Origin of the sequence: Streptomyces sp. NPDC047042, from assembly GCF_040644035.1 — a bacterium.
GTDB lineage: Bacteria > Actinomycetota > Actinomycetes > Streptomycetales > Streptomycetaceae > Streptomyces.
The window spans coordinates 1-15,700 of sequence record NZ_JBEYVP010000071.1; the positions used below are offsets into that span (position 1 = coordinate 1).

The 15,700-nt window shown below is 69.4% G+C and carries 14 protein-coding genes; all 14 read right to left on the reverse strand.

What is annotated here, in order from left to right; all coding sequences use genetic code 11:
- Nucleotides 1–228 precede the first annotated feature (228 nt).
- The 14 genes from ABZ855_RS46145 to hisS all read right to left on the reverse strand — a co-directional run bounded on the left by ABZ855_RS46145 (nt 229) and on the right by hisS (nt 15,689).
- Nucleotides 229–1,125 (reverse strand): Pro-rich N-terminal domain-containing protein, encoded by an 897-nt coding sequence (locus ABZ855_RS46145; RefSeq protein WP_360819341.1) that lies wholly within the window; start codon nt 1,123–1,125, stop codon nt 229–231.
- A 165-nt stretch (nt 1,126–1,290) separates the two neighbouring features.
- Complete coding sequence (gene aroB, locus ABZ855_RS46150) at nt 1,291–2,385, reverse strand: 3-dehydroquinate synthase (RefSeq protein WP_360819344.1); 1,095 nt, start codon at nt 2,383–2,385, stop codon at nt 1,291–1,293.
- Nucleotides 2,382–2,897: a shikimate kinase gene (locus ABZ855_RS46155; RefSeq protein ID WP_360819347.1), complete on the reverse strand. Its 516-nt coding sequence runs from the start codon at nt 2,895–2,897 to the stop codon at nt 2,382–2,384. The genes aroB and ABZ855_RS46155 overlap by 4 nt, the downstream gene beginning before the upstream one ends.
- On the reverse strand, nt 2,894–4,078 hold the full coding sequence (gene aroC / locus ABZ855_RS46160) for a chorismate synthase (protein WP_360819350.1): 1,185 nt from the start codon (nt 4,076–4,078) through the stop codon (nt 2,894–2,896). Before aroC ends, ABZ855_RS46155 begins: the two co-directional genes overlap by 4 nt.
- Before the next feature lie 167 nt (nt 4,079–4,245).
- Nucleotides 4,246–5,085 (reverse strand): shikimate dehydrogenase, encoded by an 840-nt coding sequence (locus tag ABZ855_RS46165; protein ID WP_360819353.1) that lies wholly within the window; start codon nt 5,083–5,085, stop codon nt 4,246–4,248.
- Entirely contained in the window at nt 5,066–6,862 is a 1,797-nt protein-coding gene (mltG, locus tag ABZ855_RS46170) for an endolytic transglycosylase MltG (RefSeq protein ID WP_360819356.1), read from the reverse strand. The genes ABZ855_RS46165 and mltG overlap by 20 nt, the downstream gene beginning before the upstream one ends.
- Nucleotides 6,863–6,987: 125 nt before the next feature.
- On the reverse strand, nt 6,988–7,452 hold the full coding sequence (gene ruvX, locus ABZ855_RS46175) for a Holliday junction resolvase RuvX (protein ID WP_360819411.1): 465 nt from the start codon (nt 7,450–7,452) through the stop codon (nt 6,988–6,990).
- 17 nt (nt 7,453–7,469) lie between these two features.
- On the reverse strand, nt 7,470–10,142 hold the full coding sequence (alaS, locus tag ABZ855_RS46180; RefSeq protein WP_360819358.1) for an alanine--tRNA ligase: 2,673 nt from the start codon (nt 10,140–10,142) through the stop codon (nt 7,470–7,472).
- The gene (locus tag ABZ855_RS46185; RefSeq protein ID WP_319208215.1) at nt 10,142–10,501 is read right to left on the reverse strand and encodes a DUF6167 family protein; all 360 of its coding nucleotides are present in this window, start codon (nt 10,499–10,501) and stop codon (nt 10,142–10,144) included. The genes alaS and ABZ855_RS46185 overlap by 1 nt, the downstream gene beginning before the upstream one ends.
- A gap of 8 nt (nt 10,502–10,509) precedes the next feature.
- Nucleotides 10,510–10,956, reverse strand: coding sequence for a DUF948 domain-containing protein (locus tag ABZ855_RS46190; RefSeq protein ID WP_360819361.1), 447 nt, complete (start codon nt 10,954–10,956; stop codon nt 10,510–10,512).
- 229 nt (nt 10,957–11,185) lie between these two features.
- The gene (gene rpsD, locus ABZ855_RS46195; RefSeq protein ID WP_319208211.1) at nt 11,186–11,800 is read right to left on the reverse strand and encodes a 30S ribosomal protein S4; all 615 of its coding nucleotides are present in this window, start codon (nt 11,798–11,800) and stop codon (nt 11,186–11,188) included.
- Between the two features lie 300 nt (nt 11,801–12,100).
- Nucleotides 12,101–13,456 (reverse strand): replication-associated recombination protein A, encoded by a 1,356-nt coding sequence (locus ABZ855_RS46200; RefSeq protein ID WP_360819365.1) that lies wholly within the window; start codon nt 13,454–13,456, stop codon nt 12,101–12,103.
- A 45-nt stretch (nt 13,457–13,501) separates the two neighbouring features.
- Entirely contained in the window at nt 13,502–14,161 is a 660-nt protein-coding gene (locus ABZ855_RS46205; protein ID WP_360819368.1) for a vitamin K epoxide reductase family protein, read from the reverse strand.
- A 265-nt stretch (nt 14,162–14,426) separates the two neighbouring features.
- The gene (gene hisS, locus ABZ855_RS46210) at nt 14,427–15,689 is read right to left on the reverse strand and encodes a histidine--tRNA ligase (protein WP_360819371.1); all 1,263 of its coding nucleotides are present in this window, start codon (nt 15,687–15,689) and stop codon (nt 14,427–14,429) included.
- Between the last annotated feature and the right edge of the window lie 11 nt (nt 15,690–15,700).

The window sequence follows — 15,700 nt, forward strand, 5'->3', positions numbered from 1 at the left end:
CCTCGGGGGCGCTGCCCCCGAACCCCCGCTCCTCAAACGCCGGAGGGGCTAATTTTCAGCCCGTCCGGCGTTTGAGGACGAGGCCCTTTCAGGGCCGAAAGCGGGGGTCTGGGGGCGGCAGCCCCCAGGGATGGGACGGGTAAGGGCGGCGGGGCGACCACTCCTTCGGCCCACCCCGCCCCGCGAAGGACCCCGCAGGCGCAGGCCTGCCGGCACGCGTACCCTGCGCTACCACTTCGGCGGACTGGCCAGCAGCCGCGCGAGGACATCGTCCAGTACCCGAGCCGTCGCCGGAACATCGAGCTGCGAGTTGTCGATGATCGGAAGCCCCGAGCCGTACCAGCCCGCCATCCGCCCATGGATGCGGGCAACCTCCTCGTCCGTGAGCCGCCGGTTGCCGGACCGCTCGGCGTTGCGCTCGAGGACGACCTCCAGACCGGGCAGCAGCACGACCGGAAGCAGACCGGGCCCCACATGCCGCTTCCAGCCGCCGAGGCCGACAACCGGACGGTCGGGGAACACCGCGTCGTCGAGGATGCACGAGATGCCGTTGGCCAGGAAGTTCCGCGCGGCGAAGCCGCAGGTGCGACGGGCGAGGCGGTACTGCGCCTCCGAGTGGTCGTTCCACCCCGACTGCGGGTCGGCGAATCCCGAGCGGACCCATTCCCGTACGTCGTCGAGGCTGATGTGCGCGGTGGGCACCCGGCGATGGTCCGCCCAGTACTTCGCGACGCTCGTCTTCCCTGCGCCGGCGGGGCCGATCAGCAGCACGGCGAGGGGCGCGGCGGCGGGGTCGACGGGCCCGGCGGCGGACGGCGGACCCGGCGTCGGGACGAAGTCGCCCTGGGGCAGCTGTACATGGCCGGTGGTGTCGTGCGCGGGCGGCACCGGCACATGCTGCGGGACGGGGGCATGCTGCGGCACGGGAGCGTGCTGTGGGACAGGCGGATGCTGCGGCGCCTGCGGACCCGGCCCGGATGGTGCTCCCCCGGTGTAGACCGGTGGCGGCGGGTGCGCGCCCGGGTGTTGCTGCCCCGCGTGCGGGGCGGCCGACGACCAGTCGGCGCCCGGTCCTTGCCCCGGCTGGTGGGGCGGCGGCAGCGGAGACCCCACTGCGTGCTGCATCCGGTGCCACTCCATCTCGTACAGGCGATTCGCGCTGGCCGACGGGGCACGGACCCCGCTCGCCAGTGAACGGTACCGTCCCGGGCCGTCGTTTGGTGAACGGCCCGGGACGGCCCGAAGTGCCCGTCGCCACAGGCGAATCGGGCCAAGCGCCCGAGCGGGGAGCTACTCCCCCACTTCGCCGTAGGCGGCGAGGAGAACGGCCGGATCGGGGCCTTCCAGGACGGTCGGCTTGGCCAGTCCGTCGAGGACGATGAAGCGCAGCAGGTTGCCCCGCGACTTCTTGTCGACCTTCATCGTCTCCAGCAGCTTGGGCCACTGGTCGTAGCGGTAGTGCAGCGGCAGGCCGACGGATTCCAGGACCGTACGGTGGCGGTCGGCCGTCGCGTCGTCCAACCGCCCGGCCAGGCGCCCCAGTTCGGCCGCGAAGTGCATACCGACGGACACCGCCGCGCCGTGCCGCCACTGGTAGCGCTCGTTCTTCTCGATGGCGTGGGCCAGTGTGTGCCCGTAGTTGAGGATCTCGCGCAGACCCGACTCCTTCAGGTCCGAGGAGACGACCTCCGCCTTCACCTTGATCGACCGCTCGATCAGCTCGGCGGTGTGCGGACCGGCCGGAGTGCGGGCGGCCTGCGGGTCGGACTCGATCAGCTCCAGGATCACCGGGTCGGCGATGAAACCGGCCTTGATGATCTCCGCGAGCCCCGACACGTAGTCGTTGACCGGAAGCGAGTCCAGCGCGGCCAGGTCGCACAGCACCCCGGCCGGCGGGTGGAAGGCGCCGACCAGGTTCTTGCCCTCGGCCGTGTTGATGCCGGTCTTGCCGCCGACCGCCGCGTCCACCATCGCCAGCACCGTCGTCGGGATCGCGATCCAGCGCACCCCGCGCAGCCAGGTCGCCGCCACGAACCCGGCCAGGTCGGTGGTCGCCCCGCCCCCGACGCCCACGATGACGTCGGTACGCGTGAAACCGGACTGACCGAGCGCCTTCCAGCAGTACGCGGCCACCTCCGCCGTCTTGGCCTCCTCCGCGTTCGGCACCTGAATGGCCACCGTCTCGAAGCCCTGACCCGCCAGGTCGGCGCGCAACGCCTCGCCCGTCTCGGCCAGCGCCTCGGGGTGGATCACCGCCACCCGCTGCGCGTTGGACCCGATCAGTCCACCCAGCTCCTCCAGGAGCTGGCGGCCGATCAGGACCTCGTACGGCTCGCTGCCCGCCGTGCCGCCGACCTGGATCCGCGTCACTGCCTCGCTGCTCATGCTGACTTCAACTCCAGTGCGTCCAGGACGGCTTGGGTGACCTCTTCGGGCGTACGGCCGTCGGTGGCGACGACCGCGTCCGCGACCTCCGTGTACAGGTGGCGGCGGGCCTCCATCAGCTCACGCCACTGCCGGCGCGGATTGACCGCCAGCAGTGGACGGGCCGCGTTCAGGCCGGTGCGCTGGACCGCTTCCTCCACGTCCATCGAGAGGTACACGACCCGGTGTCCCGCCAGCAGCTCGCGGGTGTCCTCGTCGAGGATCGAGCCGCCGCCGAGGGCGAGTACGCCGTCGTGCTCGGCCAGCGCCCGCCGCACCGCCTGCTTCTCGATCGCCCGGAAGGCCGGCTCGCCCTCGTCGACGAAGATGTCGGCGATCGTGCGGCCCTGCTCGGCCACGATGTCGTCGTCCGTGTCCCGGTACGCACAGTCGAGGCGTTCGGCCAGCAACCGTCCGACGGTGGACTTGCCGACGCCCATCGGCCCGACCAGCACAATCTGCACCGCGCTCACCGGACGATCAGGTGTTCGAGGTAGGACTCCACGTTGCGGCGCGTCTCGGGCACGCTGTCGCCGCCGAACTTCTCCACCACCGCGTCGGCCAGAACAAGGGCCACCATCGCCTCGGCCACGATGCCCGCCGCCGGGACCGCACACACGTCCGAGCGCTGGTGATGCGCCTGCGTCGCCTCACCGGTCACCACATCCACGGTCTGCAGGGCACGCGGAACGGTCGCGATCGGCTTCATCGCCGCCCGCACCCGCAACAGCTCACCCGTGGACAGACCGCCCTCGGTACCACCGGAACGGCCGGTCGCACGCCGGATGCCGTCGTCGGTGGCAAGGATCTCGTCGTGCGCCTTCGAACCCGGCACACGCGCCAGGTCGAAACCGTCACCGACCTCGACACCCTTGATGGCCTGGATACCCATCAACGCGGCGGCCAGCCGCGCGTCCAGACGCCGGTCCCAGTGCACGTGCGAGCCCAGACCCACCGGCACGCCGTACGCCAGCACCTCCACCACACCGCCCAGCGTGTCGCCGTCCTTGTGGGCCTGGTCGATCTCCGCGACCATCGCCTTCGACGCGTCAGCGTCCAGGCACCGCACCGGGTCCGCGTCCAGCCTCTCCACATCCGAGGGCCTGGGGTAGACACCGTAGGGCGCCTTCGCCGCCGCCAGTTCCACGACGTGCGAGACGATCTCGATCCCCGCCGCCTCCTTCAGGAACGAACGGGCCACCGCACCCAGCGCGACCCGCGCCGCCGTCTCCCGCGCGGAAGCACGCTCCAGGACCGGACGGGCCTCCTCGAAACCGTACTTCTGCATCCCCGCGAGGTCGGCGTGACCAGGACGGGGACGGGTCAAGGGCGCGTTACGGGCGAGTCCGGCCAGGATCTCCGGATCCACCGGATCGGCCGCCATCACCTGCTCCCACTTCGGCCACTCCGTGTTGCCGACCATCACCGCGACCGGCGAACCCATCGACAACCCGTGCCGCACACCACCGAGGAACGTGATCTCGTCCCGCTCGAACTTCATCCGGGCACCGCGCCCATAGCCCAGCCGCCGCCGCGCCAGGTGGTCCGCCACCAGCTCCGTGGTGACCGGCACGCCGGCCGGAAGACCCTCCAACGTCGCGACAAGAGCGGGACCGTGGGACTCCCCCGCGGTCAACCAGCGCAACCTGCTCAACGGTGCTCCTCATACTCGCGCCCTGGTGCTGCCTGCGTACGCGCGTCCTCGCGTACGGCGTCGGCGTGACCGGGTGCGCGGCCCAGGCCCGCCACCTTCCGATCCTCCCACGTCCGGGCCGAATACCTGATCGGCGGTCCAGCCACCGGACGCGGCGTGGTGTCGGGTCAGCGGTCGGCGAGTGCCTTCTCGCCGGCCCTGCGCATGGCGCCCAACGGGGCCGGGACGCAGCCGGTCATCTGTTCCACCTGGAGCACCGCCTGGTGCACGAGCAGGTCGAGTCCGCTGACGACCGCGCCGCCGTACGCCGACCAGCGGGCCGCCAGGTCGGTCGGCCAGGGGTGGTAGAGCACGTCGAAGAGGGTCGCGGGCCGTTCCGGGACCGCGTGGGACAGCTCGTCCGTCGCGCCGGCCGGGGTGGTGGCGATCACCAGCGGGGCGTGCAGCGCGTGGGCCGCGTCCGCCCAGTCCGCCGTACGGACCTCGATGTCGAGGCGCTCGCCCCACTGCCTCATCTCGGCGCCCCGGGCCTCGCTGCGGACGTAGACGACGACCTCGCCGGTGCAGATCCGGGTGAGCGCGGCCAGGGCGGAGGAGGCGGTGGCTCCGGCGCCGAGGATCGCGGCGGAGTCGACCTGTTCGATGCCGTGCTCGCGCAGGGCGCCCACGATCCCGGGGATGTCGGTGTTGTCGCCGACGCGCCTGCCGTCGGCTTCGAACACGACGGTGTTGACGGCCTCCACCGACGCGGCCGTCTCGCTGACCTCGTCGAGCAGCGGGATGACGGCCCGCTTCAGGGGCATCGTGAGCGAGAGTCCCGCCCACTCCCGCCCGAGGCCGCCCAGGAACTCCGCCAGCCCCGACTCGTCGACCTCGAAGCGGTCGTACGTCCAGCCGGTGAGCCCCAGTGCCTCGTAGGCGGCTCGGTGCAGTACCGGGGAGAGGGAGTGCGCGATGGGAGAACCGAGCACGGCTGCCCGGCGGGTGTCAGCCGCTCTTTCTTGCATCGAACTTTTCCTTGAGCTTGAGGAATGCGTCGTGCGTCTTGGCGAACTCGGTCTTGCTCACGCCGTCGGTCGCCACGAAGTAGTACCAGCCGTCGTGGGTCGGATTCAGTGCCGCCTTCATCGCCACATCGCCCGGGTTTCCGATGGGGCCGGGCGGCAGACCCTTGTTGGTGTACGTGTTGTACGGGTCCTTGTTGCCCTTGATCTCCGACTCACTAATGTCGATATTGCTCTGGTTCTTCGCATAGTTGTAGGTGGAGTCGAATTGCACGGCCCCATAGGTCTCGGGGTTCGAGTAATCGATACGGTTGTAGACAACTTCCGCCATCTTGCGGTAGTCGTCGCTTGTCTTGCCCTCGGCCTCCACGAGGCTCGCAACCGTGAGGACCTGCAACGGGCCGTCGAGCTTGAGCTCCTTGGCCTTCGCTTCGAGGTTGAGCGAGGCGTACTTGGCGGTGGCCGCCGCGACCATTTCCTTCAGGACTTCCGCGGGTTTCATCCCCTTGGCGGCCGGATAGGTCGTCGGGTAAAGGAAACCTTCGAGCGGGTCCTTGATGTCCTTGTTGTCGTTCGCCCAGTCCGGCAGGCCGAAACTCTTGTAGTCCTTCTTGGCGACCCTCGCGGTGGTACCCGCGGGAAGCCCGAGTTTCTCGTCGATGGCCTTGTAGACCGTCGCATTGCGCTGCCCGGGAGCGACGATCATATTGTTCTGGCTCTTGGGATCGAGCATCAGCGCGACGGCACTCTTGGCGGACATCTCCTTGTTCAGGACATAGACACCGGCCTGGATCTTTTTCCCGTCCGGATTGTTCGCCTGCGCGGTGACAAAGGCGTCGACACTCGCGATGACACCTTTCTCCTTCAGCGCCTGCGCGATCTCGTAGCCGCCCGCGCCCTTGGCGATCTCGACGGTCACCGTCGCGCTCGTGCCGTCGCCGGTGAAGTCCGGAGGAGCGCCGAAACGATTTTGGTAGAACTGGTACCCGAAATATCCGATTCCGGCGATGCCGCCACCGAACACCAGGACGACGATCAGGCAGGCGGTTCCGCTGCGGCCCTTCTTGCTCTTGCCGCCCTTACCGCCCTTCTCGCTCTTGTCGCCCTTGCCGCCGTCCCGGCCCTTCCGTGAGCCACGATCCCGGCGACCCTCCGCCTCGTCGCCGGGCTCGTCGTCATCGTCGCCGCCCGCGAAGAAGGCGTGCTCACCCTGGTCGGGACCCGGGTCCCAGCCGGTCTGTGGCTCCGGTTCCGGATCCGGCTGGGGCTCCGGCTCCGCACGGCGCCTGGCCGGCGGCTCCGGCGGCGGATACGCGTCGGGGGTGCCGTAGTAGTCGGGCTGCTGCTGGCCGCCGTACGCGGCGGCAGCCTGCTGGGCGTACGGGTCCGTGGGATCGGCCGGGTAGGGGACCTGCGCCTGCTGGCCGTTGCCCCAGCCGCCGTTCGCGTACTGCTGCTGGCCCTGATCTACGTACTGCTGCTGAGCCTGCTCGCCGTACTGCTGCGAGTACTGCTGCTGCTGATGCTGGGGGTGCTGCTGGTACTGCTGCGGATACTGCTGGTGCGGGTACTGCTGCTGCGCCTGGCCGTAGGCCGCCTGCTGGCCGTCGGCGCCCCACTCGCCGTACTGCTGCTGCGGCTGCTGCGGGTAGTGCTGCGGCTGGCCGCCGTAGGAGGACTGGCCGGCCTGGGCCTGCTGTCCTTCCCATCCGCCGTCCCCGTACAACGGGTCCTCCGGATGCCACGGTTCGGAGCCCTGGCCCCGGCCATACTCAGTCATCAATCCCCTAGAGCCGCGAGGCGGCCGATCACGCGGCCCCCACATCACCGCTACCGTTCCGCCTCTTACTGTGCGGCTACTGTTCGAACAGAGCCACAATCGCGCGGAACGTTACCGTATCGCGATCAGATGACCACTTCGACGCCCTCGCCAGGTGCTTTACCTGACACTCGTTCGGATTCCAGGGCCTGTTGGAGGATGATCACGGCTGCGACCTGGTCAATGACCGATCTGCCCTTTTTCGATTTCACGCCCGATGCGCGCAGTCCCTGACTGGCCGTGACCGTCGTCATCCGCTCGTCCACCAGGCGCACCGGGACGGGTGCGACCAGGCGGGCCAGCTCCTGGGCGAATGCGCGGACCTTCACGGCGGCGGGGCCCTCGCCCCCCTTGAGGGAGCGAGGGAGGCCGACGACGACCTCGATGGGTTCGTACTCGTCGACGAGTTGCTTCAACCGGCGCTGAGCTGCGGGAACGTCCCTGCCCGGGACCGTCTCCACCGGAGTGGCGAGGATCCCGTCGGGGTCGCACGAGGCGACCCCGATCCGGGCGTCCCCGACGTCGATCGCGAGTCGACGGCCGCGGCGCAGGGTGTTTCCGTCGCCGCTCACTTGGCCGTTTCCGCCACAAGGCGCTCGACGGCGTCGACGGCCTCGCCGACGGCGGCCGGGTTCTGGCCACCGCCCTGGGCGACGTCGGGCTTGCCGCCACCGCCGCCACCGAGGGTCTTGGCGGCCGTACGAACCAGGTCGCCCGCCTTGAGACCGCGCTCGCGGGCGGCCTCGTTGGTGGCGATGACCGTCAGCGGCTTGCCGTTCGCCACGGTGAACAGGGCGACGACGGCGGCCCGGTCACCGGAGATACGGCCCCGCACGTCGAGGACCAGCCTGCGCAGGTCGTCCGGGGTCGTGCCGTCCGGGACCTGGCCGGTGACGACAGCGACACCGCGTACGTCCTTGGCGCCCTGGGCGAGACCGGCGGCGGCCTGGAGAACCTTCTCGGCGCGGAACTTCTCGATCTCCTTCTCGGCGTCCTTCAGCTTGCCGAGCATGGCGGAGACCTTCTCCGGAAGCTCCTCGGGACGGCCCTTGACCAGCTCCTGGAGCTGGGCGACGACCGTGTGTTCCCGGGCCAGGAAGTTGTAGGCGTCCACACCGACCAGGGCCTCGATACGCCGGACACCCGAACCGATGGACGATTCGCCGAGCAGCTTGACCAGGCCGAGCTGGGCGGTGTTGTGGACGTGGGTACCGCCGCACAGCTCCTTGGAGAAGTCGCCGATCGTCACGACGCGCACGCGCTCGCCGTACTTCTCGCCGAACTCGGCGATGGCGCCCTGCTTCTTGGCCTCGTCGAGGCTGAGGATCTCGGCGTGCACGTCCAGGTCGCGGGCGAGCACCTCGTTGATCTGCTGCTCGACGTCGGTCATCACGGCCGTCGGTACGGCGGACGGGGAACCGAAGTCGAAGCGGAACCGGCCCGGCTGGTTCTCGGAACCGGCCTGGGCGGCCGTCGGGCCGAGGGCGTCGCGCAGGGCCTGGTGGGTGAGGTGGGTGGCCGAGTGGGCGCGGGCGATGGCCTTGCGGCGGCGCACGTCGATGGCGGCTTGGGCCTTGGCGCCGACGGTCACCTCGCCGACCTGGACGACGCCCTTGTGGACGTACACGCCGGGCACCGGCTTCTGGCAGTCGCGGACCTCGATGACGGCACCGGTGTCGATCCTGATCCGGCCGGTGTCACCGATCTGACCGCCGCCCTCGGCGTAGAACGGGGTGCGGTCGAGGACGATCTCGACCTCGTCGCCCTCGGTGGCGGCCGGGGAGGAGACGCCGTCGACGAGGATGCCGACGACCGTCGACTCGCCCTCGGTACGGTCGTAGCCGACGAACTCGGTCTCACCGGCGGCGTCGGCGATCTCGCGGTAGGCGCCCAGGTCGGCGTGGCCGGTCTTCTTGGCCTTGGCGTCGGCCTTGGCGCGGTCCCGCTGCTCCTTCATCAGGCGCCGGAAGCCGTCCTCGTCCACGGAAAGGCCCTGTTCGGCGGCCATTTCGAGGGTGAGGTCGATCGGGAAGCCCCAGGTGTCGTGGAGCAGGAAGGCCTTGTCGCCGGAGAGGATGCTGCCGCCGGCGGCCTTGGTCTCGGTGACGGCGGTGTCGAGGATGTTCGTGCCGCCCTTGAGGGCCTTGAGGAAGGCGGCTTCCTCAGCCAGGGCCACGGTCTCGATGCGCTTGCGGTCGGTGATGAGCTCCGGGTACTGCTGGCCCATCGTCTTGATGACGACGTCGATGAGGTCGGAGACGACCGGTCCCGAGGCGCCCATCAGGCGCATGTTGCGGATGGCGCGGCGCATGATGCGGCGCAGCACGTAGCCGCGTCCCTCGTTGCCGGGCGTGACGCCGTCGCCGATGAGCATGACGGACGTGCGGATGTGGTCGGCGACCACGCGCATGGAGACGTCGGAGTCGTGCTTCTCGCCGTAGCGCACACCGGTGAGTTCGGTGGCCTTGTCCATGACGACGCGCAGGGTGTCGGTCTCGTACATGTTCTGTACGCCCTGCAGGATCATGGCGAGCCGCTCGAGACCGAGACCGGTGTCGATGTTCTGCGACGGCAGGTCCCCGAGGATCGGGAAGTCCTCCTTGCCGTCGCCGGCACCGCGCTCGTACTGCATGAAGACCAGGTTCCAGATCTCCACGTAGCGCTCGTCGTTGACGGCCGGGCCGCCCTCGACGCCGAACTCGGGGCCGCGGTCGTAGTTGATCTCGGAGCAGGGTCCGCACGGGCCGGGGACGCCCATGGACCAGAAGTTGTCCTTCTTGCCGAGGCGCTGGATGCGCTCGGCCGGCACGCCGATCTTCTCGCGCCAGATCTGCTCGGCCTCGTCGTCGTCGAGGTAGACGGTGATCCAGAGCTTCTCGGGCTCAAGGCCGTAGCCACCGTCCGCGACGGAGTTGGTGAGCAGGTCCCAGGCGTACTTGATGGCTCCTTCCTTGAAGTAGTCCCCGAAGGAGAAGTTGCCGCACATCTGGAAGAACGTGCCGTGGCGGGTGGTCTTGCCGACCTCTTCGATGTCGGGCGTACGCACGCACTTCTGCACGCTGGTGGCGCGCGGAGCCGGCGGCTTCGTCTCACCCAGGAAGTACGGCTTGAAGGGGACCATGCCCGCGTTGACCAGGAGAAGAGTCGGGTCGTCCGCGATGAGCGACGCCGAAGGGACGACGGTGTGGCCGCGCTCCTCGAAGAAGCTCAGCCAGCGGCGACGAATTTCAGCCGACTCCATCAGTGGTCCTCATTCCGGTTGTACGGGTGGGTGTTGTCCAGCATCCCGTAGTGCTTCTCATCGTGCTTCAGGTTTTCCGACCCGCGGTCGAGGGCGGCGAACCGCCGCTGCGGGGGCAGAGCGCGGCTGGGGGGCCCGGCGATCCCGAGGGCCTCGCCCAGCTCGGCCTCGCGCTGGGCCATCCCGGCCCGTACGTCGAGGGCGAAGTCCTTGACGCGGTGGCCGGCCTCGATCGCCTTGTTGGCGGCCTGGGCGGCCAGGTGCTCGGGGGTCAGCTGCTTGATCTTGCGGTTGACCTTGGTGGTGGCCCACACACCGGCCGCGGCACCCGCGGTGAACCAGAACGTACGGCGGAACATGGCGGGGTTCAGCCCTTCTGCCTGCGGCGCTTTTGCCCCTTCGGGGCCGGTACGGTGCGGCCGACGACGACCGTGCGCCGGGCCCGTTCGGGCGCGGGCGCGTCGTCGGTCCTGGTGCGGCTCATCGCCCGGCGTACGCCGTATCCGAACGCGGCGACCTTGACGAGCGGGCCGCCGAAGGTCGAGGCGACGGTGGTGGAGAGCGCCGACGCGTTGGAGGTGACCTCCTGGACGTCGGTGGCGATGGCGTCCACCCGGTTGATCTGGGTCTGTGCGGAACGCACGGCCTGGGAGGCGTCGGCCAGCAGCGGCACGGCCTGTTCCGTCACCTCCGCGACCAGCTTGGTGGTCGCCCTGAGCGTCTGGGCCAGCCTCACCAGCGCCACGGCGAGGAAGGAGACCAGGATCGCCCAGAAGACCGCCACCAGGATCCCGGCAACCTCTCCACCGGTCACACCGCACCGCTCTCTGCGCTCGTGGATCACTTGAGTTCTGGGGGTACTTCAGTCGCTGCCGACCCTATCGCGCCGCAGACAGCTCTCCGTACCCGGACGAGACCTGCCGGGACCGTGGTCGCGCGCGGGGTGCCTTACGCGAAAAACCGCCGCTCCCCCGCCGTTGCGGGCGGGGGAGACGACGGGCCGAGGCGCGAAGCCGGTGGTACCAGGTACCGCGACCGCTGGATCAGCGGGCGTAGTACTCGACGACGAGCTGCTCGTCGCAGATCACCGGGATCTCCTTGCGGTTCGGCTCGCGGTCCAGGCGGAAGGCCAGGGCGCCGAGGTTCACCTGCAGGTAGCGCGGGGTCTCGCCGTCGGGGGCGAAGCCACCGGCACGCGCGACCTCGAACAGCGTCTTGTTGCGGCTGCGCTCGCGGACCATCACGACGTCGTCGGGACGGACACGGAACGACGGCTTGTCGACCTTGCCGCCGTTGACCTCGATGTGGCCGTGAACGACCATCTGGCGGGCCTGGTAGATCGTGCGGGCGATGCCCGAACGCAGAACCAGGGCGTCGAGACGACGCTCCAGCTCGATGACCAGGGCCTCACCGGTCTTGCCCTGCGTCTTGGCGGCACGCTCGTAGGCGCGGACGAGCTGACGCTCGGACACGTCGTACTGCGCGCGCAGACGCTGCTTCTCCAGCAGACGGACCTTGTAGTCCGAGTTCTGCTTGCGGCCACGACCGTGCTCACCCGGGGGGTAGGGACGGGCCTCGAAGTACTTGACGGCCTTCGGGGTCAGCGCGATGCCGAGGGCACGCGACTTCTTGACCTTGGGGCGGGACTGGTTCGCCACTTCTTTTCCTTTTCCTTTTCGGCTGCCTCAGGGTTACGGGAGGTCGCATCCGCAGCCGGGGATTCCCGGCAGGTCCACGAGGGACTCGCCAGGCAGCCGTTCCCCTGTGCTGGGCACATACGTGCAGCACACGAACGGCCCACCGACCTTTCCCGGAACCCGGGGTGGTGGTGGGCTGCCCGCGACACCTACGAAGGTGCGCGACGCTCCTGGATCAGAAGATCCGGCTGGATGTCCCGCCTGAGGCGCCGACCGGAGCCGGACACGGGACGCAGCACTGGGCAGGATTCTACAGGCTGCTCAGGACCGCTTTCGACCGAGGTGTTTCCTGGTCCACTCGACCGCGTCCGCGTACCGGGCCTCGGCTCCGTGCCGGGTCGGTTCGTAGTACGTACGGTCCTTGAGCTCTTCCGGCGCGTACTGCTGCTCGGCGATCCCCTCGGGCAGGTCGTGCGGGTACACGTACCCCTGCGCGTGGCCGAGTTTGGCGGCGCCCTTGTAGTGCCCGTCGCGCAGATGCATCGGCACGGGGCCCGCGTGGCCTTTGCGTACGTCCTCCATGGCGGCGCCGATGGCCGTGGTCGCGGCGTTGGACTTGGGGGCCAGGGCGAGGGCGATGGTGGCGTGGCTGAGGGTGAGGGCGGCCTCCGGGAAGCCGATCATGGCGACGGCCTGCGCGGCGGCGACGGCTATCGGCAGGGCGTTCGGATCGGCGAGACCGATGTCCTCACTGGCGGAGATCATCAGCCGGCGGGCGATGAAGCGGGGGTCCTCGCCAGCCTCGATCATGCGGGCGAGGTAGTGCAGGGCGGCGTCGACGTCGGACCCTCGGATGGACTTGATGAGGGCGCTGGCCACGTCGTAGTGCTGGTCGCCGTCACGGTCGTACTTCACGGCCGCGCGGTCGACGGTCTCCTCCAGGGTCTGGAGGGTGATGTCCGTGTCGCCCTTGTCGAGCGCGGCTCCGGCGGCGGCCTCCAGGGCGGTCAGGGCCCGGCGGGCGTCTCCGCCGGCGATTCGCAGCAGGTGTTCCTCGGTGTCCTCGGGGAGGGCGACGGCGTTCTTGAGGCCGCGCTCGTCGGTGAGCGCCCGGCGCAGCAGTCCGCGCAGGTCGTCGTCCGTGAGGGGTTCGAGGGTGAGGAGGAGGGAGCGGGAGAGGAGCGGTGAGATCACCGAGAAGTACGGGTTCTCGGTGGTCGCCGCGATGAGGGTCACCCAGCGGTTCTCGACGGCGGGGAGCAGGGAGTCCTGCTGGGCCTTGCTGAAGCGGTGGATCTCGTCGAGGAAAAGGACGGTCTCCTTGCCGAAGCCGCCGGTCGCGCGGCGGGCCCCGTCGATGACCGCGCGGACCTCCTTGACGCCCGCGGTGATCGCCGACAGTTCGACGAACCTCTTGTTGGTGGCCTTGGAGACGACGTACGCCAGGGTGGTCTTGCCGGTGCCCGGCGGGCCCCAGAGGATCACGGAGGACGGTCCGGCCGGTCCGCCCGCGCTCTCGCCGACCAGTCTGCGCAGCGGTGAGCCCGGCTTCAGCAGATGCTGCTGGCCCACGACCTCGTCGAGGACACGGGGACGCATCCGCACGGCCAGGGGGCTGCTGGACGGGTCCTTCTCCTGGCGTGCTTCTGCTGCGGCGGTGAACAGGTCGGGCTCCACGCTGAAAACCCTATGTCACGGCACTGACATTGCCCGCGGGCCCTGTCAGCTGGTCCAGAAGTCCCACCAGCGGGTCAGGACCAGCATCCCGATGATGCCGATGTGCAGGACCGGGACGACCCAGGTGAACTCGCCGAAGAAGCTCCGGAGCCACTTCGGCGCGGGGATGAAGCCGTTCCTGACGTTGAACGAGGTCACGTACCAGAACATGATGATCGTCGCGACCCAGGCCAGGGAGCACCACAGGCACAGCGCGTTGATCCGGTACAGGGACTGGAACTGCAGCCAGGTGCAGAATCCGACCCCGAAGAGCGTGCCCGCGTTGAAGGTGAGCCAGTACCAGCGCGGGAAGCGGGCCCGGCCGAGCAGGCTCATGCCGACGCAGATGACGATGCCGTAGGCGACGAGGCCGAGCATCGGGTTCGGGAACCCGAAGGCGGCTGCCTGCTTGCTCTCCATCACGCTGCCGCACGAAACGACGGGGTTGAGGCTGCAGCCGGGTGTGAACGTCGTGCCCGCGACCTTGGCTTCCAGCAGCTTGAACTTGTCGATCGTGATGACCCATGCCGCGAGCAGCCCTGCCGCGCCGGTGAGCAACAGCATCACGGCGAACGCACGACTGCCGCCCACGGAACGCGAGGCCTCGGCAGGGGGCCCGGGCTCGTCGGTGGAGACGCCGTCCTTCATCACTGTCGTCTTGGTCATCACGCCGTTCCGTTGCGTCGAGAGGGGGGTTGGCGGGCACGGACATTGTGCCGCACGCGGGCGCGTGTCCACCGTTCGGTGGACATAAGTGGGCGTCCACGGTGAGGTGGAATCACCACCCACCGGGTTGACGACAAACGCCGGACGGGCCGCATTTCAGCCCGTCCGGCGTTTGAGGACAAGGCCCGTTCAGGGCCGTAGGGGGGTCTGGGGGCGCAGCCCCCAGGGATGGGACGGGTAGGGGCGGCGGGGGCGGAAAAACCCCTCAGCCCAGCCGGGACTCCAGCTCCGCCACGATCTCGTTCACACCGACCGCAGCCTGCTCCCCGGACTCCATGTCCTTGAGCTGAACCACACCCTCCGCGAGGTCCCGCTCACCGGCGACGATCGTGAACCGCGCCCCACTCCGGTTCGCGTTCTTCATCGCCCCCTTCAACCCCTTCGCCCCGTACGAGAAGTCCGCCGCGATCCCCACCTTGCGCAGCTCCGTGACCTTCGCGAACAGCACCCGCCGGGCCTCCTCCCCCAGCGGCACCGCGAACACGCTCGTCGCGGCCGGGAGTTCGAGCTCGACGCCCTCCGCCTCGAGCGCCAGCACCGTACGGTCGACGCCGAGCGCCCACCCGACGGACGGCAGCGCGGGACCGCCGAGCATCTCGGACAGGCCGTCGTAGCGCCCTCCGCCGCCCACCGCGGACTGGGAGCCCAGACCGTCGTGGACGAACTCGAACGTCGTACGCGTGTAGTAGTCCAGGCCGCGGACCAGCTTCGGGTCGTCCTCGAAGGCGACGTCCGCCGCGCTGATCAGGTCGCGGACCTCCTCGTGGTACGCCTTGCACGCGTCGCACAGGTAGTCGCGCAGCAGCGGTGCGCCCACCAGCTGCTTCTGGACGTCGTCCCGCTTGTCGTCCAGTACCCGCAGCGGGTTGATGTCGGCCCTGCGCAGCGTCTCCTCGTCCAGGTCGAGACCCCGGAGGAAGTCCTGGAGGGCCGCCCGGTAGACCGGACGGCATTCCTTGTCGCCCAGCGAGTTCAGCAGGATGCGGAAGTTCCTGAGGCCCAGCGTGCGGTACGCCTGGTCCGCCAGGATGATCAGCTCGGCGTCGAGCGCGGGATCCTCCGCGCCGATCGCCTCGGCGCCGACCTGCGAGAAGTGGCGGTAGCGGCCCTTCTGGGGGCGCTCGTAGCGGTAGTACGAGCCCGAGTACCAGAGCTTGACCGGGAGATTGCCCAGCTTGTGGAGGTTGGCCTCCAGTGCCGCGCGCAGGACGGACGCGGTGCCCTCGGGGCGCAGGGCCAGCCTGTCGCCGCCCTTGGTCTCGAAGGCGTACATCTCCTTGGTGACGATGTCGGTCGACTCACCGACCCCGCGCGCGAAGAGCTCCACGTTCTCGAAGCCCGGCGTCTCGATGTAGCCGTAGCCGGAGTTGCGCAGCGGGGCCGCGATGGCTTCCCGTACCGCCAGGAACTTCGCGCTCTCCGGCGGGATCAGGTCGTACGTGCCCTTGGGGGCCTTGAAGGTGCTCACGGAGGTCTCTC